21 protein-coding genes are annotated in these 20,058 nt (G+C 68.9%); 10 read left to right on the top strand and 11 right to left on the bottom strand.

The window, feature by feature from the left end; all coding sequences use genetic code 11:
• Positions 1-75 precede the first annotated feature (75 nt).
• On the bottom strand, positions 76-150 hold the full coding sequence (locus QH470_RS38185) for a 50S ribosomal protein bL37 (RefSeq protein WP_022597109.1): 75 nt from the start codon (positions 148-150) through the stop codon (positions 76-78).
• Between the two features lie 100 nt (positions 151-250).
• Here QH470_RS38185 and QH470_RS05295 point away from each other — a divergent pair, with 100 nt between their 5' ends.
• Complete coding sequence (locus tag QH470_RS05295) at positions 251-466, top strand: biotin/lipoyl-binding carrier protein (protein ID WP_280271126.1); 216 nt, start codon at positions 251-253, stop codon at positions 464-466.
• Positions 467-536: 70 nt separating this feature from the next.
• A complete protein-coding gene (locus tag QH470_RS05290; protein ID WP_280271121.1) occupies positions 537-2,051 on the top strand; it encodes a sensor histidine kinase in 1,515 nt (504 codons plus the stop codon).
• A gap of 108 nt (positions 2,052-2,159) precedes the next feature.
• Here the strand turns inward: QH470_RS05290 and QH470_RS05285 are convergent, their stop codons facing one another.
• Both QH470_RS05285 and QH470_RS05280 read right to left on the bottom strand, forming a co-directional pair.
• Positions 2,160-2,414, bottom strand: coding sequence for a WhiB family transcriptional regulator (locus QH470_RS05285; RefSeq protein ID WP_062507827.1), 255 nt, complete (start codon positions 2,412-2,414; stop codon positions 2,160-2,162).
• A 235-nt stretch (positions 2,415-2,649) separates the two neighbouring features.
• Positions 2,650-3,609: a diacylglycerol/lipid kinase family protein gene (locus tag QH470_RS05280; RefSeq protein ID WP_280271120.1), complete on the bottom strand. Its 960-nt coding sequence runs from the start codon at positions 3,607-3,609 to the stop codon at positions 2,650-2,652.
• Positions 3,610-3,683: 74 nt separating this feature from the next.
• On the opposite strand from QH470_RS05280, the gene QH470_RS05275 reads away from it, so the two are divergent.
• Positions 3,684-4,127, top strand: a complete 444-nt coding sequence (locus tag QH470_RS05275; protein ID WP_280271119.1) for a hypothetical protein — start codon at positions 3,684-3,686, stop codon at positions 4,125-4,127.
• Between the two features lie 10 nt (positions 4,128-4,137).
• On the opposite strand, the gene QH470_RS05270 is transcribed toward QH470_RS05275, so the two are convergent.
• From QH470_RS05270 to QH470_RS05250, 5 genes are all read right to left on the bottom strand, one after another.
• Positions 4,138-4,746 (bottom strand): GNAT family N-acetyltransferase, encoded by a 609-nt coding sequence (locus QH470_RS05270; protein ID WP_280271118.1) that lies wholly within the window; start codon positions 4,744-4,746, stop codon positions 4,138-4,140.
• A gap of 24 nt (positions 4,747-4,770) precedes the next feature.
• Positions 4,771-5,247: a GNAT family N-acetyltransferase gene (locus QH470_RS05265; protein ID WP_280271117.1), complete on the bottom strand. Its 477-nt coding sequence runs from the start codon at positions 5,245-5,247 to the stop codon at positions 4,771-4,773.
• Positions 5,244-5,849 (bottom strand): acid phosphatase, encoded by a 606-nt coding sequence (locus tag QH470_RS05260; RefSeq protein WP_280271116.1) that lies wholly within the window; start codon positions 5,847-5,849, stop codon positions 5,244-5,246. The genes QH470_RS05265 and QH470_RS05260 overlap by 4 nt, the downstream gene beginning before the upstream one ends.
• Positions 5,850-5,926: 77 nt before the next feature.
• The gene (locus QH470_RS05255) at positions 5,927-7,144 is read right to left on the bottom strand and encodes an Rv3212 family protein (RefSeq protein ID WP_280271115.1); all 1,218 of its coding nucleotides are present in this window, start codon (positions 7,142-7,144) and stop codon (positions 5,927-5,929) included.
• Positions 7,145-7,186: 42 nt separating this feature from the next.
• A complete protein-coding gene (locus tag QH470_RS05250) occupies positions 7,187-8,959 on the bottom strand; it encodes a DEAD/DEAH box helicase (RefSeq protein ID WP_425302609.1) in 1,773 nt (590 codons plus the stop codon).
• Positions 8,960-9,358: 399 nt separating this feature from the next.
• On the opposite strand from QH470_RS05250, the gene QH470_RS05245 reads away from it, so the two are divergent.
• From QH470_RS05245 to QH470_RS05235, 3 genes are all read left to right on the top strand, one after another.
• Positions 9,359-10,405, top strand: coding sequence for an alpha/beta fold hydrolase (locus QH470_RS05245; RefSeq protein WP_280271114.1), 1,047 nt, complete (start codon positions 9,359-9,361; stop codon positions 10,403-10,405).
• Positions 10,406-10,446: 41 nt separating this feature from the next.
• Positions 10,447-11,145 carry a ferritin-like fold-containing protein gene (locus tag QH470_RS05240; RefSeq protein WP_280271113.1) on the top strand — a complete coding sequence of 233 codons (699 nt, stop codon included), beginning with the start codon at positions 10,447-10,449 and terminating at the stop codon, positions 11,143-11,145.
• 99 nt (positions 11,146-11,244) lie between these two features.
• Positions 11,245-11,472, top strand: a complete 228-nt coding sequence (locus QH470_RS05235) for a DUF3107 domain-containing protein (RefSeq protein WP_187687132.1) — start codon at positions 11,245-11,247, stop codon at positions 11,470-11,472.
• An 81-nt stretch (positions 11,473-11,553) separates the two neighbouring features.
• Here the strand turns inward: QH470_RS05235 and fasR are convergent, their stop codons facing one another.
• Positions 11,554-12,210 carry an HTH-type transcriptional activator FasR gene (gene fasR, locus QH470_RS05230; protein ID WP_280271112.1) on the bottom strand — a complete coding sequence of 219 codons (657 nt, stop codon included), beginning with the start codon at positions 12,208-12,210 and terminating at the stop codon, positions 11,554-11,556.
• Between the two features lie 280 nt (positions 12,211-12,490).
• Between fasR and QH470_RS05225 the strand changes: the two genes are divergently transcribed.
• The 3 genes from QH470_RS05225 (at position 12,491) to QH470_RS05215 (ending at position 16,061) form a co-directional block, all read left to right on the top strand.
• A complete protein-coding gene (locus tag QH470_RS05225; RefSeq protein ID WP_400179671.1) occupies positions 12,491-13,636 on the top strand; it encodes a DUF3152 domain-containing protein in 1,146 nt (381 codons plus the stop codon).
• 97 nt (positions 13,637-13,733) lie between these two features.
• Positions 13,734-14,918, top strand: coding sequence for an adenylyltransferase/sulfurtransferase MoeZ (moeZ, locus tag QH470_RS05220; RefSeq protein WP_280271111.1), 1,185 nt, complete (start codon positions 13,734-13,736; stop codon positions 14,916-14,918).
• Between the two features lie 291 nt (positions 14,919-15,209).
• Entirely contained in the window at positions 15,210-16,061 is an 852-nt protein-coding gene (locus tag QH470_RS05215; RefSeq protein WP_280271110.1) for a TIGR02569 family protein, read from the top strand.
• A gap of 186 nt (positions 16,062-16,247) precedes the next feature.
• On the opposite strand, the gene QH470_RS05210 is transcribed toward QH470_RS05215, so the two are convergent.
• Positions 16,248-17,732, bottom strand: coding sequence for an MFS transporter (locus tag QH470_RS05210; protein ID WP_280271109.1), 1,485 nt, complete (start codon positions 17,730-17,732; stop codon positions 16,248-16,250).
• Positions 17,733-17,908: 176 nt separating this feature from the next.
• Positions 17,909-18,577 carry a FadR/GntR family transcriptional regulator gene (locus QH470_RS05205; RefSeq protein WP_280271108.1) on the bottom strand — a complete coding sequence of 223 codons (669 nt, stop codon included), beginning with the start codon at positions 18,575-18,577 and terminating at the stop codon, positions 17,909-17,911.
• Between the two features lie 65 nt (positions 18,578-18,642).
• Here QH470_RS05205 and QH470_RS05200 point away from each other — a divergent pair, with 65 nt between their 5' ends.
• On the top strand, positions 18,643-19,878 hold the full coding sequence (locus tag QH470_RS05200; protein ID WP_425302608.1) for a CynX/NimT family MFS transporter: 1,236 nt from the start codon (positions 18,643-18,645) through the stop codon (positions 19,876-19,878).
• The last annotated feature ends 180 nt before the right edge of the window (positions 19,879-20,058 follow it).

The following is a 20,058-nucleotide window of genomic DNA, read 5'->3' as shown; positions in this document are numbered from 1 at the left end:
GAACACAGCAGAGCGGCACGTAATCATCGAGATGACGTGCCGCTCAGTGCTTTACGGCGCTTCGCGCCGGGCGACTCAGGCGTTGGGACGCTTGCCGTGGTTGGCCGCGTTGCCCTTGCGTGAGCGCTTCTTACGTCCTCGCTTACCCATCGGTATCCTCCTTCTGATCGAGCGCCATTGTTTCACGTGTGATTGGCTGTACCTCCAGCGGATGGGGGCGTCAACCGTGTCGACCGATCGAGAGGGTGTCATGGCCGAGGAAGTGCTCGCCGAGATGGTGTCGACCGTCTACGAGATCGTCGCGCAGGAGGGGGCCACCGTGCACGAAGGGGACACTCTCGTCATGTTGGAGTCGATGAAGATGGAGATCCCCGTGGTGGCCGAGGGTGACGGCACCGTCACATCGATCAACGTCACGCCCGGACAGGTCCTGCAGAAGGGCGATCTGATCGCAGTCATCTCCTGACCGGGAGGGCTGCCCGCGTACCGAGCCCGACGGTTGGGGGAGAATCGCGTCGGGTGAAGGAGCGTGGTGCATGTCGACACTGAGTGACCTGCTGGCCGAACACACCGATCTACCGGGTGCGGCCGTGGACCATCTGCAGCGGGTGGTGGGGGACTGGCAGTTGCTGTCGGACCTGTCGTTCGCGGACCTGCAGCTGTGGGTGGGCGCGGGTCCGGTCGCCGAGGGCGCCGACGTGGTGTGCGTGGCGCAGGCCCGCCCGACCACCGCGGCGACCGTGCATCCCCAGGACGTCGTGGGCTCCCTCGCCTCCAAGGAGGATCATCCGCAGGTGTTCGAGGCCCTGCTGACCGGCGAGATCGTACGGGTGGATTCCGACGGCGAGTCCGCGGGCGTCTATCACCCGACCCCGGAACACGCCATCCGCGAGGCCATCCCGGTGCGAGTGGGCACCGACGTGATCGCCGTGCTGGGGCGCGACACCGACGTGCAGCGGACGAAGACCCGCGGCAGCCTCGAAGAGGCCTATATGACCTGCGCGGACGACCTGTGCCAGATGATCGCCGACGGCACCTTCCCGACCCTGGAGGACCGCACCGGTTCGCATTCCAGTCCCCGTGCCGGTGACGGTTTCATCCGCATCGATACCGAGGGCACGGTCGCCTACGCCAGTCCGAACGCGTTGTCGGCGTATCACCGGATGGGGTTGCAGAGCGATCTGGCAGGCCAGGATCTGGCGCACACCACGCGCTCGCTGATCACCGATCCGTTCGATGCCCAAGAGGTCGTCAACGACATCCAGGCCGCGCTGGCCGGCAAGTCGGGTCGCCGCATGGAGGTGGAGGCGCGCGGGGCCACCGTGCTGTTGCGCACGCTGGTGCTGCGCCCGCACGGCGTGCTCGCCGGGGCCGCGGTGCTGGTGCGCGACGTCACGGAGGTCAAGCGCCGCGACCGCGCGCTGCTGTCCAAGGACGCCACCATCCGCGAGATCCACCATCGCGTGAAGAACAACCTGCAGACGGTCGCGGCCCTGCTGCGTTTACAGGCTCGCCGGACCGAGAACGAGGAGGCGCGGCTGGCGCTGACCGAGTCGGTGCGCCGGGTCACCTCGATCGCCTCGGTGCACGAGATGCTGTCGATGTCGGTGGACGAGGAGGTCGACCTCGACGAGGTGGTGGACCGGCTGCTGCCGATCATGGCCGACGTGGCGACCGTGCACACCGCCCGGATCAAGGTGCGCCGGGCCGGTTCGCTGGGCGTGTTCTCCGCCGAACGCGCGACGCCGCTGGTCATGGTGCTCACCGAGCTGGTGCAGAACGCGATCGAGCACGCCTTCGACGCGGGCGAGAACGGCACGGTCACCATCCGCTCCGAGCGCTCGGCGCGCTGGCTCGACGTGATCATCAGCGACGACGGCCGCGGGCTGCCGGACGGTTTCAGCCTGGAGGGTTCGGACCGGCTGGGCCTGCAGATCGTGCGCACCCTGGTCACCGCGGAGCTGGGCGGCTCGATCGGTTTACACCCGGGAGCGGACATCGGTACGGATGCCGTGCTCCGAGTTCCCTTGGGCCGCCGATCTTCTCGCTGATCGAGGAAGGATAGCAGCCCGCAAACAATGAAGCCCGGCACCTTACGGTGCCGGGCTGAAACGCGTTACGAGCCGGGGGCTGTGCGAGTGGCCGTAACGCCAGCGTCGTCAGACGACACTGCGGGTGCGAGTGCGCGCGTTGCGACGCTTCAGCGCCCGACGCTCGTCTTCGCTCATACCGCCCCATACACCGGCATCCTGCCCGGACTTCAGGGCCCAGGACAGGCACTCGGCGGTCACGGGGCAGCGGGCGCAGACCAGCTTGGCATCGGCAATCTGCGCGAGTGCGGGACCACTGTTACCGACTGGGAAGAACAGCTCGGGGTCCTCATCGCGACAGATGGCCTTGTGGCGCCAGTCCATTCTCTCTGCTCCTTTGCTGGGCGCACCAGGGCGCCTCGGGTTTGTGGTCCGTTCACTTGTGCGACTCGAATGTTTCCGCACGGTTGCTTGTGAATGCTTTCACGAACACCGTAGATGTCAATAGCTTTGTGGTGCACCGTGGGGAAGCTCACGCTGTAAGACCCCTACATCGGGGGCCTGCCGAGTCCTTTGTACTCGCTCGAACCGGTTTCCGCAGCACAACTGCGATGTTTTCTCAGTTGTGTCGGCCCGTTCCGGGCCGTGGCGCGATCACCTCGAGCACCTCGGGAACCGAGGTGAAATCCACCACGTTGCGGCGGCCGATGAAGTCGCCATCGATTTGCAGGCCGATCGGCTCGTCGGCCGAGACGCGTACCGACGGAACGTCGTCGTCGCGAAACAAATTGCGAGACTTGGGATTTCCGTCGGTGGCCAACAGTTGCCGGGCGACCCACAGTGTGGGCAGTACCCGCATGGTCCGCATGGCAAACACCCCGAGACCGGTTTCGAATCGAGTTTCGGGGTTCGTGACCACCGGAGTGGCGTCGAGATAGGTCCACGGACTGGTGTTGGTCACAAATGCGTAATGCACGTCCGTGACCGGTTCGTGATGGGGAATCCGCAGGGTGACCGAGGGCTCCTTGCGCTTGGCCCGGAAGAACTGCCGGATGGTGGTGCGCAGGTAACGGGCCGGTGTCGCGGCGTGGCCGTCGGCGCGGCTGTTGTCGATGGCCTCGCACACGTCGGCGTCCAATCCGACGCCCGCGGAGAAGGTGAACCAGCGGTCGTCCGCGATGGCGAGTCCGATGCGACGGTCCTTTTCGACCGACAGCAGATCGATGAGCTGATTGGTGGCGGCCACCGGATCCGGTTTGATGCCCAGCGAGCGGGCGAACACATTGGCAGAGCCGCCCGGAATGACGCCGAGCCGCGGAATCCACGCCTGCCCGTCGTCGACCTGCGGTAGCGGGAGGAAGCCGTTGATGGTCTCGTTGACCGTGCCGTCCCCGCCGTGCACCACGATCAGATCCATCTCGTTGGTGGCCGCCCACTGCGCCAGTTCGGCGGCGTGCCCGCGGTGCTGGGTGTGGGCGACGATCAGCTGGGTCCGGCTCTCCAGCGCGTGGGCGAGCAGATCGCGGGTGGCCGGTGTGGTCGAGGTGGCATTCGGATTCACGATCAGCAGCGTCCGCACGCATGCAGCCTACTGAGACGGGGGCCGCGACACCGCGACGGGGACAAGAGAATCGACGGCTCTAGGCTGGCGGGGTGGCGAAGCGGAACGCGGACGAAGGCACGGCGGGCGAGAGCGCGGCACCGGAGCGGGCGCCCGCCACGGTGCGCGTGGCCGGCGGGCTGGCGGCGCTGGAGGGCGGCATCGGAGTGATCGTGGCGATCGTGCTGGTGGTGCGCGGTATCACGGGCATCGATCAGAGCTTGACCAGCGCGTACGGCACGGCCGCCTGGTTCGTGATCCTCGGTGGCGCGGTGCTGGCGGCCGGTATCGGGCTGCTGCGCGGGCGGCGCTGGGGGCGGGCCATCGCGGTGATCGCGCAGATTCTGCTGCTGCCGGTGTCGTGGTACATGATCGGCGGGCAGCCGCAGTTCGGGATCCCGCTGGGCCTGGTGGCGCTGGTGGCGCTGGGTCTGCTGTTCTCGCCGCCGTCGACGAGTTGGGCGGCGCAGGTCTACGACATCGCCGACGAGGACTGAACCGGCACGGTCAGCGCGGCGGCCGCCACATCGGCCACACCGGCGGGCCGCCGGCGGTCACGTCGAGTTCGCCGGTGACCTCGAATCCGTAGCGCTCGTAGTACGGGATGTTCTCGCGCTTGCTGGATTCCAGATAGGCGGGCGCGCCGGTGGTGTCGCAGTGCCCGAGTCGCGGTTCGAGCAGGGCGTGTGCCACGCCGCGCCCGCGCACCCGCGGCAGCGTGCCCACGAAGGCGAGATACCAGTGCGGCTCGCGCGGGTGCTCGGCCTGCATGCGCTGGGCGAGTTGCCCGGCCGCGAGCAGCCGGGTCCGGAACGCCCGCGCCAGGCCCGGCAGCGTGCGCAGTTCGGTCAGGGTCGAGGGGCGCCGGTTGCCGGGCGGCGCCCACACGGCCGCCCCGACCATGCTGCCCGTGTCGTCGAATGCCACATCCACGCCGCCGAGGTCGATGAACTGGTGCCGGACCAGCGCGGCGAACATGTGGGCGGCCCGCCGGGCCCGCACGCGGTCGTCGCGGATGAGCCAGCCGATGATCGGGTCGTCGTCGAACGCCGCGCCGAGCACCTGCGCCAGCGCCCGCACATCCGACAACCCCGCCGACCGGACCGTGATATCCATCGCACCACGATACGGCTCGTGCGCTCAGGACTCGGCGAGCCGGGTGAGCGCCGCACCGGCGAGGCGGTAACCGATCCAGTCGTTCTGTGGTTCGGCGCCGAGCGAGTTGTAGAACTCGATGGACGGGGTGTTCCAGTCCAGCACCGACCAGGCCACGCGGTGGTAGCCCCGCGCGACCGCCACCCGGGCCAGCTCGGTGAGCAGTGCCTTGCCCAGGCCCAGGCCGCGGGCCTCCGGCTTGACGTAGAGGTCCTCCAGGTAGATGCCGTGCGTGCCGGTCCACGTCGAGTAGTTCAGGAACCAGAGCGCGCAGCCGAGCACCTCGCCGCCCGAATCCCGCTGTGCCACATGGGCGAACAGCGCCGGGTTCGGGCCGAACAGCGCCGCGTGCAGTTGTTCGGCGGTGAGCCGGCACTCGTGCCGGGCCTTCTCGTACTCGGCGAGGTCGTAGACCAGCCCGACGAGGTCCGGCACGTCGGCGGGCGTGGCGCGGCGGATCATCGGGCGTCGCCGTCGAGCGTGGGGACCAGGTTGTGGGCCAGCACGCTGCGGGCCTTGTGGTCGTGGCCCAGCACCGTGACCCCGGCGGTCGACATGAAGAAGCGGCGGCCCTCGCGGACGTCGAATCCGGCCCACCGGGCGATCAGGGCGCGGGAGAAATGGCCGTGGCCCACCAGGACCACGTCGCGCTCGCGCAGCGCCGGTTCCACCGAGGCCAGCACGCGATCGGCGCGGGCCTGCACCTCGGCACTCGATTCGCCGCCGGGCACCTCGCCGGTGAAGATGGTCCAGCCCGGGGCGGTCTGCTGGATCTCCGGCGTGGTGACGCCCTCGTAGTCGCCGTAATCCCACTCGACCAGGTCGTCGTCGACCCGGGCGGCGAGTCCGGCCAATTCGGCGGTGTGGACCGCCCGCCGCTTCGGGCTGGTCAGCGCGAGCGGGTCGTGCAGGTCGAGGGTGCCCAGCAGCCGCGCGGCCGCGCGGGCCTGCTCCTCGCCGAGCGGCATCAGCGGCACATCGGTACGCCCCGTGTGCTTACGTGCCCGCGACCATTCGGTCTCGCCGTGGCGCAGGAGTACCAGCCGGAAATCGGTGTCGCCCATGCCGTCGATCATGCCGGATCCGGTGCCGCGCCCAGGCAGCCGCTCGCCTCACTCGCGGTGGTCTCGCGGAAAGGAGGTCAGCCCAGCGCGTAGAGATCGCCGCCGCGGCGTTCCAGCACGGTATTGCCGATCACCGCGAGGGAGATCGGCTCGCCGTGGTACTCGGCGCGCGAGACCGGAATGCGGGTGGTCTGCGCGCCGGTCGCGGGGTCGACGACGGCCAGACCGTCGGCGACCGGCATGAGCAGTTGCCCGGCCAGCAGCGCGGGGGTGCCGAGGGCGTCGGAGGCCGTCCACACCGGGTCGAAGGTGGTGGTGTTCAGCGCGATCACGCTGTTGCCGGTGAAGACCAGGAAGGCCGAGCCGACGCGAGTGGTCATGATGTCGTCGGTCAACGGAGCGGTAAGCCGATGTACGGCAACGGCATTGGCGTTCTGGTCGTAGATCGCGAATTGTGGTGCCTCGGTGTCGGTTCCGGGCAGATACAGCGCGATTCGGTTGTCGGACACCGCGATTACCCGGGCCTTGTCCGACACCGCGCCGGGCTCGGTGAGTACGTGCGAGCCGTACTCCTCGGGCACGCTGTTGTCCTTGGGTGCGGGGTTGAGCACGGTCAGGCGGTCGGCGGTTTCACCGGGACAGCGTTCGAGCACGGCGAGCCGGGTGGTGCTGGACGCGCCCGACAGCAGCGCGCAGTCCTTGCGCGGCTGGGTGCGGACGTTCACCGGCGCGTCCACATAGCCGTACTCCAACGTGCGGACCAGGTCCGAACGCCACATCTCGAGCCGGTCGGGACCCAGCGCCAGCGTGTAGGTGCCGTCCACCGACAGCTTCACCCGATCGTCCATATAGCTGCTGCGGGCCGTGCGCCGCGCTCCCGTATCGGCGGCGAGCAGCGTGGTCTGGCTGCATCCGCGCTGGTCCCGATAGGTGGCGACGACGGTCCCGAACTGGCTCTCCACCCCGCACAGCGGAATATCGCGCTGGTACTTCCAGAGTTGTTCCCCCGTGCGCGGATCGCGGCCGGTGACCGTGCCGCCGGAGCCGGTGACGGCGACGCCGCCGGACGCGAGCGCCCGGGTGGTCGCCTCGTCGGGCTGATGCCACAGTTCGCGCAGTTGCTGCGGCAGGGCGGTGGCCGTGACGGGCGCCGTGGCCGCCTGCGCGGCGGGCTCGGACACCGTGCGGCGCGCGTCGCTGTACACCCAGACGAGCGCGATCGCGATCACCACGACGACGGCGATCGCGACGGCGGCTTGGATATCGGCGCGCGTCCGCCGCTCGGGTGCGAGCACGTCAGCGAGGGTAACCGATCGGCCGGGCGGACCGTGGCGTGGCTAGGCCGAGGTGCGTACGTCGGTGTCGCTGTGCGACTCCGACGCCGTGCCGTTGTGGCCCTCTTCGGCCGCACCGTTGTGCGATTCGCCCCCGGCGGGCTTACGTCGCCGCCGACGACGGCGTGCGGGCTTGTCGCCGGTGTCGGCGGTGTCGTCGTCACCCTCGGCGCTCTCGCCGGTCGTCGCCGTGTCGGCCTCCGCGCCCTCGCCGCTCCCGGCGGGCTTACGACGGCGACGGCGACGGCGTGCGGGCTTGTCGCCCTCGTCCGACTCCGAATCACCCTGCGGTGCGGTCGATTCCGTGGCCGCGGCGGTGACTTCGGCGGTGTCCTCGGCGCTTTCGCCCTCGACACGGTCGATCGGCCGGCCGCGCACGGTCCGCTTGCGGTTGCGCTTGCGCGGCGCGCGCTGCTCGCGCTCGACCACCACGGCGTCCTCGTCACGAGCGGGCTTGCGCCGCAGCGTGCCGGTCACGTTCTCGGGAATGCCGAGTTCCTCGAACAGATGCGGCGACCGTGAATACGTCTCGACCGGTTCGGAGATACCGAGATCCAGCGCGGAGTTGATCGAGGCCCAGCGGTTCAGCTCGTCCCAGTCGACCAGGGTGACGGCGACGCCCGTGCGGCCCGCGCGGCCGGTGCGGCCGATGCGGTGCACGTAGGTCTTCTCGTCCTCCGGGCACTGGTAGTTGACCACGTGGGTGACATCGTCGATGTCGATGCCGCGCGCGGCGACGTCCGTGGCGACCAGGACGTCGATCTTGCCCTTGCGGAATTTGTCGAGCGCCTTCTCGCGCGCGATCTGGCCCAGGTCGCCGTGCACGGCGCCGACGGCGAACCCGCGATCGGCGAGGTCGTCGGCGACCTTCTGCGCGGTGCGCTTGGTGCGGGTGAAAACCATGGTGGCGCCGCGGGTCTCGGCCTGCAGGATCCGCGCCACCAGTTCGCTCTTGTCCAGCGCGTGCGCCCGGTAGACGAACTGCGCGGTGCGTTCGTGCACCGCCGAGTCGTGCGGTTCCTCGGCGCGGATGTGGGTCGGCTTGTGCAGGAAGGTGCGGGCAAGCGTGATGATCGGGCCCGGCATGGTCGCCGAGAACAGCATCGTCTGCCGCTGTTCGGGGACCATGGTCAGGATGCGCTCGATATCGGGTAGGAAGCCCAGGTCGAGCATCTCGTCGGCCTCGTCGAGCACCAGCACCCCGATCTTGCCCAGGATCAGATGCTGCTGCTCGGCCAGGTCCAGCAGGCGGCCGGGCGTGCCGACGACCACGTCGACACCCGAGCGCAGCGCCGCGATCTGGGACTCGTAGGGGCGGCCGCCGTAGATGGAGGCCACCCGCAGCGGACCCTGGTGATTGGTCAGGTATTTGCTCGCGTTCTCCAGATCCGAGGTCACCTGCACGCACAGTTCGCGCGTCGGGACGATGATCAGGGCTCGCGGCGTACCGTCCAGCGCGGTCGTGCCGGAATCGGCGGTGGAAATTCGGTGCAGCAGCGGAACGCCGAATCCGAAGGTCTTACCCATGCCGGTGCGTGCCTGGCCGATGAGGTCCTCGCCGGCCAGTGCCAGCGGCAGGGTGAGTTCCTGGATGGCGAAAGTGCGTTCGATTCCGAGCTCGGCGAGTGCGCGGACGATTTCCGGGCGCACTCCCAATTCGGCGAACGCGGGGGCGGTGTGAGTGGGGTCGAGTTCGGCCGTCAGCAGCGTCTCCGACAGCCCCGGCTCCTGTTCGACAGTGATCTTGCTCAGGTTCGTGCCTTTCCTCGTGTCAATCGCATCTCGCGCGCACGAGGCGTGGGGCGGACCCTTGCGGTCCGCGACGACCACCTGTCCGGCGTTTCCCACCCGGCCGCTCCGGGACACCGAATCGGCATCGACCTGGCGGCGCAATGGTGGTGCGGAACTGGTGCGCGCACAATTTTCCTGGGCGACGAATTTCCGTTGCCCACGCAGATTGTAGCGTGATACTTTCCTTAACTCGATTTCCGGCTCCGGTTCAGCTCCGGAGGTATTTCCCGGATACTTCGCCGTACCCGCGCGAGCCTGCGCGGCGTCCGCTGCGGCACAGCACAATTCACGCGGCGCGGGGAAATTGCCCGGGCGCGTCGCACCGCTCCGGCGGTGGCCGATCCCACATATGTGTGACGCGGTGTCACGGGATAGGTTGGTGCGGTGAGTCTGGCAGACACCGTGACCGTCGCCGCCCGCAACGCCTGGGCACTGACCTTCGGCGACGGCATCGAGCAACCCACGCCCACCCCCGCCACGGTGCTGTGGGACGAACCGCACCGGCGGCTGCTGAGATTCGAGCGATCCGCCCCCGGCGCGTCCGCCGACGATGCCGCGGTACTGCTGGTCCCGCCGCTGGCCGCCCCGGCCGTGTGCTTCGATCTGCGTCAGAGCCTGGCGCGGTTCCTGCTCGACGCGGGCCGCCACCCCTACGTCGTCGACTACGGCGAGATCACCTTCGCCGACCGGCGGCTCGGTTTCGAGGACTGGATCGACGACATCCTGCCCACCGCGATCGGCCGGGTCTCCGCCGATCGCGACGGCGCCCCCGTGGACCTGGTCGGCTGGTCGCTCGGCGGCGTGCTCGCGCTGCTGACCGCCGCGGCCGATGCCGCGCTGCCGATCCGCTCGATCACCGCGATCGGCTCGCCGCTGGACTACGACAAGGTCACCGGCGTGCCGCAGGTGCGGGCGCTGGCCCGGTTCACCCGCGGCCTGGCCACCTCCAACCTGATCCGGGCGGCGGGCGGGGTGCCCGCGCCGCTGACCCGGCTCGCCTACCGGGCGACCTCGTGGGAGCGCGAACTGCGGCGGCCGCTGTTCATCGCCACCAATCTCACGGACCGCGCCACGCTGGGCCGGATGGAGACCATCGACCGGTTCCAGGCGCAGATGCCCGGTTACCCGGGACGGTTGTACAACCAGCTGTGGAGCCGATTCATCCTGGCCAACGACATCGGCAGGGGCGTGGTGCTGCTCAACGACGCGCGGATCGCGCTCGCCGACGTCACCGCGCCGGTGCTGCTGGTAGGCGGCCCCGACGACGTGATCACCCCGGCCGCGGCCGTCGAGCACGGCGTCACCACCCTCACCGGGGCCGACGTGCGCTACGAGACCGCGCCCGGCAGCCACCTCGGCATTCTCGCCGGACCGAGCGCGCGCGACACCACCTGGACCTACCTCGAGAAGTTTCTGCGAGATCGGGCGTGACCGGTCACGCCGCCGCCGCGACCCCTACTAGGCTGGAGCGCATGGGAGTAAACCCGTCTGCCGCGCTGGGTGTTTCGACCGAATCCGGCGCCCGCATCCCCGCCGACCATCCCGGCGTCCTCGACCTGTTCGCGGTGCTCGCCTACGGCGAGATCTCGGCGTTCTACCGGCTGGCCGAGGAGGCGAAGCTGTCGCCGTCGCTGCGCGGCCGGGTGGCCGTGGCGAAGATGGCGGCCGCGGAGATGTCCCACTTCGACACCTTGGAGGGCGCGCTCGCCGAGCGCGGGGTGGACGTCTTCGACGCGATGGCGCCGTACGTGCGCGCGCTGGACGCCTACCACGACTCGACCGACCCCTCGACGTGGCTCGAGTCGATGGTGAAGTTCTACGTCGGCGACGGCATCGCCGCCGACTTCTACACGGTGCTCGCCGACTCGCTCGCGCCCGAGGTGGCCGGCGTCGTGCACGACGTGCTCGCCGAGACCAGCCACTCCGAATTCGTCGTCGACGAGGTGCGCCGCGCGGTCACCGAGAGCCGCTCCGAGCGCGACCGGCTCACCCTGTGGGGCCGCCGGCTGCTCGGCGAGGCGATCACGCAGGCCCAGTTCGTGATGGCCCAGCGCGACGAGCTGACCGAGCTGGTCCTCATCGCCACCGGCGACCTGAACGGCATCGCCGCGCTGTTCGACCGGATGCAGACCAGGCATGCCGAGCGCATGCGCGTACTGGGCCTGGCCTAGCCGCCCCGACGTCGGCGTCGTTCGCTGACAGCGTTAACTTCGCCCATCCGCCCTGCACTAGCCTGAGCAGGACAGCATCAGGACTCTAGGAGGTTGACCGTGGAGGTCAAGATCGGTATTTCGGACAGCCCGCGCGAGCTCGTGATCACCAGCTCGCAGACCCCGGAAGAGGTCGAGGCGCTGGTGTCCGGTGCGCTGGACGGCAAGGGCGGCGTGCTGGCGCTGACCGACGAGAAGGGCCGCAAATACCTGATCCAGGCCGCCAAGGTCGCTTACGTGGAGATCGGCACGTCGACCAGCGGCCGCGTGGGTTTCGCTGCGGTGTAGGGGTTTTCGACAGCGAAACGCGGCGAGGCGGGTAATCCGCTTCGCCGCGTTGTCGTTTCGTCCGGGTTCGGGGAGCCGCGCTCAGTGGTGCAGCGGCACCCGCGACAGGCCACCCCAGCAGAGGGCGACGGTGGTGTCCACGGCCTCCTCCTTCGGGATGGGTCGGTCGGCCTCGAGCCAGTAGCGGGCGGTGATCTGGCTCGCGCCCACCAGACCGACCGCAAGGATCCGGGCCCGGTAGGGGTCCAGTCCGGAATCGTGGGCGACCAGGTCGAAGACCGCGTCGACGCACGCCTCGGTGGCCTGCTCCACCCGGCGCTGCACCTGCGGTTCGCTGGTCAGGTCGGATTCGAAGACGAGCCGGAAACCCTGGGTCTCGTGATCGACGAAATCGAAGTACGCCTGCACCGCGGCCCGCACGCGCTGGCGGTTGTCGGTGGTCGAGCGCAGCGCCTGGCGCACACTGGACACCAACGCGTCGATGTAGTTCTGCAGGACCGCCAGATATAGCTCGAGTTTGCTCGAGAAGTGCTGGTACAGCACGGGTTTGGATACTCCGGCGCACTGCGAGATCTCGTCCATGCCCGAGGCGTGGTATCCGCGTAGCACGAAGACCTCACTGGCCGCGGCAAGCAGTTGGGCACGGCGCGCATCGCGGGGCAGGCGGGTTCCGCGCTTGCTCGGCATGGCCTCGGACGACAGTCGAGACGACGTCATCCGGTCCACGAGGTCTGTCATTTCGGCTCTCCCAATCGATTCCCGGCGAAAAATGTATGTGCACGGGTATCCCACGAACGATACCCGTACCTGGCTCACCTCGCTGATGCTCGGTGCACCATACGCGAAGGGCGCCCCCTCGATGGGCGCTTCGTACACGGCGCCCCCCGGCACCTATTGGCAACCTGCCAGTAACTGGTGGTCTAGAGCAATCTCGCACAGCCGTGAGAAATATCGCAACCCCGGACGACCGAAAGTCGGTTGGTCCGTGCGGTCGCGGCGGTTGTGAGACTCTGGTGCGGTGACCGACGAACGGGGCAGATCGACCGGTGGGCGGGATCCGAGCCGCCTTGTGTCCGCCCCCGCCGCGCGTAACGGCGGGCGCCCCGTCGGCCGCGGGACCGAGCCGCAAGCCGGCGCCTACGACCCGCTCGGCCTCTACACCAGCACCGACGGCTCCCATGGCAACGGCGGCGGTCAACTCCCGGACCGCTTTTCGCCCGGCGACGATCGGTCCGGGCAGCCGCTGCGAGCCATCTGGAATCCGTCCGTCGAGGGCCTGCGCGACCGTCGCGGCACGGGGAAACGCAGTGCGATCCGCCGGTTCGTCTCCACGTACGGCTGGCGGGCCTACGCGCTTCCGGTGCTGGTCGTGATCACCGTGCTGGTGCTCGTGGATGCGGTCAAGGGGGCTGGAGATCCGGCGGGTGCCGGCGTCCCGGGTCTGGGACGGCTGAGCCAGCACAGCGAGAAGGCCGGGATCATCGGCGCACCGCCCCGCGGCGACGGCAAGTTCTCCACCGAACTGGCCTCCGGCGCGCTGCCCGACGGCGGTTCGTTCGCCGAGACCGGCACGGGCGGCTGGCATCTGGTGCGCGGGGCCTCGGCGCAGGTCGGGGCGGCCCAGGGGCATCTGTTCAGCTACACCGTCGAGATCGAGGACGGCGTGGACACCGCCGCGCTGGGCGGCGACGAGGCGGTCGCCAAGATGGTCGAGGCGACGCTGGCCAATCCCAAGAGCTGGACCCACGATCCCAAGTTCGGCTTCCGTCGCGTCGACACCGGCAACCCCGACTTCCGGATCTCGCTCACCTCCCGCCAGACCACCAAGACCATGTGCGGGTTCGAGATTCCCATCGACTCCTCGTGCTACAACGCCGATGTCGGCCGGGTGGTGCTGTCGGAGGTGCGCTGGGTGCGCGGGGCGCCGGCCTTCGAGGGCGACATCGGCTCGTACCGGCAATACCAGATCAATCACGAGGTCGGGCACGCCATCGGCTATCACGAACATCAGCCGTGCGAGACCGACGGCGGGCTGGCGCCGGTGATGATGCAGCAGACCTTCGGCACCCGCAACAACGACATCGCCGCGCTCGATCCGCAGGGCGTGGTGCCGATGGACGGCAAGAAATGCCGGTTCAACCCCTGGCCCTACCCGCGCGGCTGAGGACACGGCCGGTACGGCACGATGGACGGGGAAGAACGGTCCGATTCGCGGTGTTGCACGGGTGTAATCGGCGAATTCGATTCGAGGAGTCCAGGACGTGTCATCACCACAATCCCTGCCGCCATTGGTCGAGCCGGCGGCGGAGCTGACCAAGGATGAGGTCGCCCGCTACAGCCGTCACCTGATCATTCCGGATCTGGGCGTGGACGGTCAGAAACGACTGAAGAATGCCAAGGTGCTCGTGATCGGCGCGGGCGGCCTGGGTTCGCCCGCGCTGCTGTATCTGGCCGCGGCCGGGGTGGGCACCCTGGGCATCGTGGAGTTCGACGAGGTGGACGCGTCGAATCTGCAACGGCAGATCATTCACGGCGAATCCGATATCGGCCGCAGCAAGGCCGACAGCGCGCGGGATTCGATTTTGGAGATCAATTCCGGAATCGACGTGCGGCTGCACAAGATTCGGCTCGAGCCGGAGAACGCGGTCGAGTTGTTCGCCGAATACGACCTGATCGTCGACGGCACCGACAACTTCGCCACGCGCTACCTGGTCAACGACGCCGCGGTGCTGGCGGGCAAGCCGTACGTGTGGGGTTCGATCTACCGCTTCGAGGGCCAGGTGTCGGTGTTCTGGGAGGACGCCCCCGACGGTCGCGGCATCAACTACCGCGATCTGTACCCGGAGGCCCCGCCGCCGGGCATGGTGCCCTCCTGCGCCGAGGGCGGCGTGCTGGGCGTGCTGTGCGCGTCGATCGGTTCGATCATGGTGACCGAGGCGATCAAGCTGATCACCGGGATCGGCGAGACGCTGCTGGGCCGCCTGATGGTCTACGACGCACTGGACATGAACTACCGCACGATCAAGCTGCGCCGCGACCCGGAGCGGCAGCCCATCACCGAGCTGATCGACTACGACGCCTTCTGCGGCGTGGTGTCCGAGGAGGGCCAGGCCGCCGCGGCCGGGTCCACCGTCACCGCGCGGGAGCTGAAGGACATGCTCGACGCGGGCAAGGACGTCGCGATCGTGGACGTCCGCGAGCCGGTGGAGTGGGACATCGTGCGCATCGACGGCGCGACGCTGATTCCCAAGGACCGCATCCTGTCCGGCGAGGCGCTGGCCGAGCTGCCACAGAACCGCCCGATCGTGCTGCACTGCAAGACGGGCATCCGCTCGGCGGAGGCGCTGGCGGCGCTGAAGAACGCCGGCTTCTCCGACGCGGTGCACCTGCAGGGCGGAATCATCGCCTGGGCCAACCAGATCGATCCCTCGCTCCCCGTCTACTGACCCGCCCCGCGCGTTTCCCGCGTCTGAGAACCGGCCGGTACGAAAGGTCGTTATCGCGTATATTTGCCCTGCGTACCAACGGAATTCGGATGTGGACGGCAACTCGCCGGTGCGGCCGAGCGGTAACCGGGCAATTGCGCAGGACCTGTCACGACGTCCCGCGGCGCGGGCCCGTGCGGTCTGACACGCGAAGAGGCGGGTTGGCAACGCGGAGAGGCGGGTTAGCTCGTGCTGATCGCTACCTCGGCGCGGCTTCCTGGGTGGACAACGGTCCGGGAGTACGGTACGGCCGTGACTTCTGTGGAACCTCCCGAGCATGTTCGGGCCACGTTCGGTCTTCGCGAGGTGACGCCGGTCGCGCTCGGCGACTGGGACGGCGGATGGCGCTGCGGCGACGTGGTGCTGTCCCCGGTGGCGGATCATGCCCGGGCCGCCTGGTCGGCCAAGGTCCGCGAGACGCTGCAGGTCGACGGCCTGCGGGTGGCCCGGCCGGTGCGCGGCACCGACGGGCGCTACGTCGTGGCGGGCTGGCGCGCGGATACGTTCCTGGAAGGCACGCCCGAGCCGCGGCACGACGAGGTGGTGTCGGTGTCGCTGCGGCTGCACCAGGCCACGGCCAAGCTGGAGCGGCCGCGGTTCCTGATCCAGCAGCCGATCGCACCGTGGGTGGACGTCGACGTGTTCGTCGCCGCCGACCGCGCCGCGTGGGAACCGGTCCCGCTCCGCAGCCTGAAGGTGGGCGGCATGCTGCCGTCCACCTCACCCGACGGGCGGCGGAGCCTGGAGTTGCTCACCCAGCTGGCCACGCTGCGCAAACCCGTGCAGACCCCGGCCCAGCTGGTGCACGGCGACCTGTTCGGGACCGTGCTGTTCGCGGGGACGTTCACTCCCGGCCTCACCGATCTGACCCCCTATTGGCGGCCCGCGCCGTGGGCGGCGGGGGTGATCGTGGTCGACGCGCTGTCCTGGGGCGGCGCCGACGACGGGCTGCTGCACCGCTGGTCGGATCTACCGGAGTGGCCGCAAATGGTGTTGCGGGCGGTCATGTTCCGGCTCGCGGTCCATGCGCTGCATCCGCGTTCCACCCCGGAAGCCTTCCCCGGACTCGCTCGCACGGCCGACATGACGCGCATGCTGCTCTGAGCGGAAACCTTTGGCGCACAGCGCTGTAAAAGCTCGACGGGCCAGACAAGCGGGCGGGCACGGACGCCGACGGCAGGGGGGACGACGGCGACCGTGCCCTGGGGATCCGGCTTGGTCAGGGCCGGATCAGTCGGTGGCACAAAGCGATACCCGCTTACTTGATCATCTGTCCTGGTGCGCGAAGTGTTACACCCGCGCGTAAGCCAGTGACGGCGCCCGGCGGACCGCGAACGACGACCGCAGATAGCACCACCAAGTGAGCCCGGCCATCGCGAGGAAGGCCACCGCGTAGGCCCAGAAGGCCGGCGACATGCTGCCGAAGTGGTTGTTGGACAGGCGCAGTGCCTGCTGCAGCAGCCAGCCGCCGGAGGCGCCCACCGCGCCGATCACGCCGATCGCGGCGCCGGCCTGGCGCTTCGCCGAGATCAACGCCGACGCGGTGTCCTCGCCCGCCTCGCTGGCGCGCCGCTTGGATTCGGCGATGAAGATCGACGGGATCATCCGGTAGGTGGAACCGTTGCCGACACCGCTGAGCACGAACAGCAGCAGGAACGAGATCAGGTACAGCGGAAAGCTTTTCGCCGACAGCGCGGCCATGATCAACACCGTCGACACCGCCATTCCGGCGAACACGTACAGCGTGATCCGGCCACCGGTCAGCCTGTCGGAGATCCAGCCGCCGAAGGGCCGGCTCATCGACCCGACCAGCGCCCCGAGGAAGGCCAGGTTGCCGATCGTGCTCATCCAGCCGATCTTGGCCAGATCGGGGAAATTGGCCTTGAGCAGCGTCGGGAACGCGAAGGAGAAGCCGATGAACGAGCCGAAGGTGCCGATGTAGAGCACCGCCATCACCCAGGTGTGCGGGTTGGTCAGGGCCAGGCGGTACGAGCGGCCGTCGGCCTTGGCCCCGGTGATGGAGTCCATGTAGCGCAGCGCCCCGGCCATCGCGATCAGGATGAACGGGATCCACATCAGGGTGGCGAGGGTGATGCCGAAGCGGTAGCCGCCCGCGTCCTTGGCCATCAGGTGGGTGCCGAGGGTGATGATCAGGGGCACGAACAGTTGGGTCTGCGCGACGCCGAGATTGCCGCCGGCGGCGTTGATGCCCAGGGCCGCGCCCTTCTTGCCCTCCGGGAAGAAGAAGTTGATATTGGCCATCGACGAGGAGAAGTTGCCGCCGCCGACACCGGCGAGCGCGGCCAGCAGCATGAACACCCAGAACGGCGTGTCCGGCTGGTTGACGAACCACGCCAGCCCCAGCGTCGGCAGCAGCAGCATTCCGGCGCTGAACACGGTGAACGCGCGGCCGCCGAAGCGCGGGATGGCGAAGGTGTAGGGAATCCGCAGCGCGGCGCCGACCAGCGTGGGGGTGGAGGTCAGCAGGAGCGAATTGCCCACCGCGACCGGATCGCCCTTGCCGAGCCCGGCCAGGAAGTCGAAGCCCGCCGGACCCATCGCTGTGACCACGCTGGCCCACAGCACCCAGACGCTGAAGCCGAGGTTCTCGGCGAAGACCGAGTAGAGCAGGTTCTTGCGCGCGGTCCGCTTTCCGCCGCTCTCCCAAAAGCTTTCGTTGTCCGGTTCCCAATGTTCCAGCCAGCGCCCGCGGGTCTGGTGCTGGAAGGTGGCTGGGTCCGGACCGGTACGTACCGCGGCGTCGGTGGTGGTCATCGGCGCTTCCTCTCACGAAGGGGTGACCGCCCTCATCGCGGGAGTTCCGGCGGTGAATCCGGATCCCCCGGCGGTCGCGTCCACCGTACGAATGTGGCGTTACGCACACGTCGCGTGAGATGACGGGCTCGGCAAATCGCGCTCACCCGCCGACTTGCCCCGCGGTGACGACTCGTTTACTTGTCCGGGAATTCGGCGATGAGGGAGCCGAGGAAGCAGTTGGCCGCCCGCGCCGCGCGCTCGGGGTCGCCGTCGATCACGGCGTGCACCAGATCGGCGTGCTCGGTGTGGAAGGAGTCGCCGGATTTGGCTGTGCGACTGCGGATTCCGTCCTCGATCACCGGCAGCAGGGAATCGTAGAACTCCAGATACACCGCGTTGTGGCTGGCCACCACGATGGCCCGGTGCAGTTCCACGTCGGCCTCGACGGCGGCGGGGTTGTGCTCGTCCCAGGCCTGCCGGCGTTCTTCCAGCAACCGCAGCAGAGTGGCGATGTCGGTGTCGTCGCGGCGCTGCGCCGCCAGCCGGGCGGCCTGGGTGTCGAGGGCCTGGCGCAGCTCCAGGATGTCGCGCTCGACCGCGTCGGCGAAGTACTTGGCAAGGGCGCCACCGAGATCGGAGGTGGCGATCACGTAGGTGCCGGACCCCTGGCGGCGTTCGAGCATGCCGGCGTGCACGAGGGCCTGTACGGCCTCACGAACGGTGTTGCGCCCGGTGCCGGTGAGTTCGGTCAGCTCCGGTTCGGTGGGAATGCGGGAGCCGACGGACCAACGGCCGGAACGGATTTCGGCACGCAGCTGCTCGGTGACCTGAGCGATGAGGCTGGTGCGACGGACGGGCTGCACGCTCCATAGAGTACCCCTGCTCACATTCTTTGCGTCCGATCATCCAATCATCCTATGATTTTTACGTGACGGTAACCGTTGAGCACACCACCACCGAGGTCCGCCGCCGCTCGCTGATCGAGGGGCGGCTGCTGGTGCTCGCCGCGATCCTCATGTCGGCGTTCACGCTGCGCCTCGCGGTCACCGCCTTCACTCCGCTGGCCGAGCGCATCGGCGGGGACATCGGCTACTCGACTGCCGTCGTCGGCGTGTTCGGGATGATCCCCACCGCCATGTTCGCCTTCGCCGGCGTGCTGACGCCGATCTTCGTGCGGCGGCTCGGCCTCGAGCGCACCGCGCTCGTGGCGATGCTGATGGCGGGTGTCGGCCAGCTCGCCCGCGCGATGGTGCCCGACACCTGGGAGCTGCTGGCGCTCTCCGCGCTGGCGCTGGCCGGCATGGGCATCGGCAACGTGGTGATTCCGCCGTTGGTCAAGCGATACTTCGCCGATCATCTCGCGGTGCTCAGTTCGCTGTACATCACCATGGTGCAGCTGGGCACGGTGATGCCGGCGCTGATCGCGGTGCCGGTGGCCGACGCCGCGGGCTGGCGGGTGTCGCTGGGGCTGTGGTCGCTGCTGGGATTCGCGGCCGCGCTGCCGTGGCTCGGGGTGCTGCGCGGGCGCCGCGGGCACGATCAGGCCGACCGCACGGCGCTGCCGACCGGGACGCAACCCGCCGGCGGCAAGGTGTGGCGCTCGCCGGTGGCGTGGGGGATGGCCGGGATGTTCGGTATGACCTCGCTGAGCACCTACGCCATGTTCACCTGGCTGCCCAAGATCTTCTCCGACGCCGGGGCGTCCGCGGCGTTCGGCGGCACCATGGTCGGTGTCTTCTCGATGATCGGTCTGGTCGCCGCGCTCACCGCGCCGAGCGTGACCGCGCGGGTGCGCAATCCGTTCCCGATCGTGATCGGTTGTGCCATCTGCTTTTTCGTGGCGTTCGGCGGACTGCTGACGGCGCCGATGGCGGCGCCCTGGCTGTGGGTGGTGCTGCTGGGGCTGGGGCCGAGCACCTTCCCGATGGCGCTGACCCTGATCAATCTGCGCACCCGCACCCAGGCCGGTTCGGCCGCGCTGTCCGGGTTCACCCAGGGCGTCGGCTACACGGTCGCCTGCGTGGGTCCGCTGCTGTTCGGCGTGCTGCACGATCTGACCGGTGGCTGGGGCGCCCCGTTCGCTCTTCTTTCCGTCGCCGTCCTGGTGCTCCTGACGGGTGCATGGCAGGCGTGCAAGCCGAGGATGCTCGAAGACAGCTGGTGATCCGGGCCAGGAGCGTGCCGGAACGAGCGATGGCGTGCCGGGAACGAGTGCGGGCGTGCCGGGTACGAGCTAGTGAAACCAGCTGGTCACGCAGGGAGTATCACGCAACCCATTGCCGCCTGGACGGCTTGCTGAGCAACGACAAACCCTCGGCCCGAAGAGTTTGTCCGAGGGTTGTGG

This window comes from Nocardia wallacei, from assembly GCF_029868745.1.
Classification (GTDB): domain Bacteria; phylum Actinomycetota; class Actinomycetes; order Mycobacteriales; family Mycobacteriaceae; genus Nocardia; species Nocardia wallacei_B.
The sequence above is the reverse complement of the archived record's forward strand: the minus strand, read 5'-3'. Positions and strand labels throughout refer to the sequence as shown.

Coding starts and splice junctions, on each gene's coding strand:
- QH470_RS05260 (WP_280271116.1), bottom strand. CDS start 5,849: ATGGGCGACACCGATTTCCGGCTGGTACTCCTGCGCCACGGCGAGACC.
- QH470_RS05210 (WP_280271109.1), bottom strand. CDS start 17,732: ATGACCACCACCGACGCCGCGGTACGTACCGGTCCGGACCCAGCCACC.
- fasR (WP_280271112.1), bottom strand. CDS start 12,210: ATGACAGACCTCGTGGACCGGATGACGTCGTCTCGACTGTCGTCCGAG.
- QH470_RS05290 (WP_280271121.1), top strand. CDS start 537: ATGTCGACACTGAGTGACCTGCTGGCCGAACACACCGATCTACCGGGT.
- QH470_RS05270 (WP_280271118.1), bottom strand. CDS start 4,746: ATGGATATCACGGTCCGGTCGGCGGGGTTGTCGGATGTGCGGGCGCTG.
- QH470_RS05285 (WP_062507827.1), bottom strand. CDS start 2,414: ATGGACTGGCGCCACAAGGCCATCTGTCGCGATGAGGACCCCGAGCTG.
- QH470_RS05265 (WP_280271117.1), bottom strand. CDS start 5,247: ATGATCCGCCGCGCCACGCCCGCCGACGTGCCGGACCTCGTCGGGCTG.
- QH470_RS05295 (WP_280271126.1), top strand. CDS start 251: ATGGCCGAGGAAGTGCTCGCCGAGATGGTGTCGACCGTCTACGAGATC.
- QH470_RS05240 (WP_280271113.1), top strand. CDS start 10,447: ATGGGAGTAAACCCGTCTGCCGCGCTGGGTGTTTCGACCGAATCCGGC.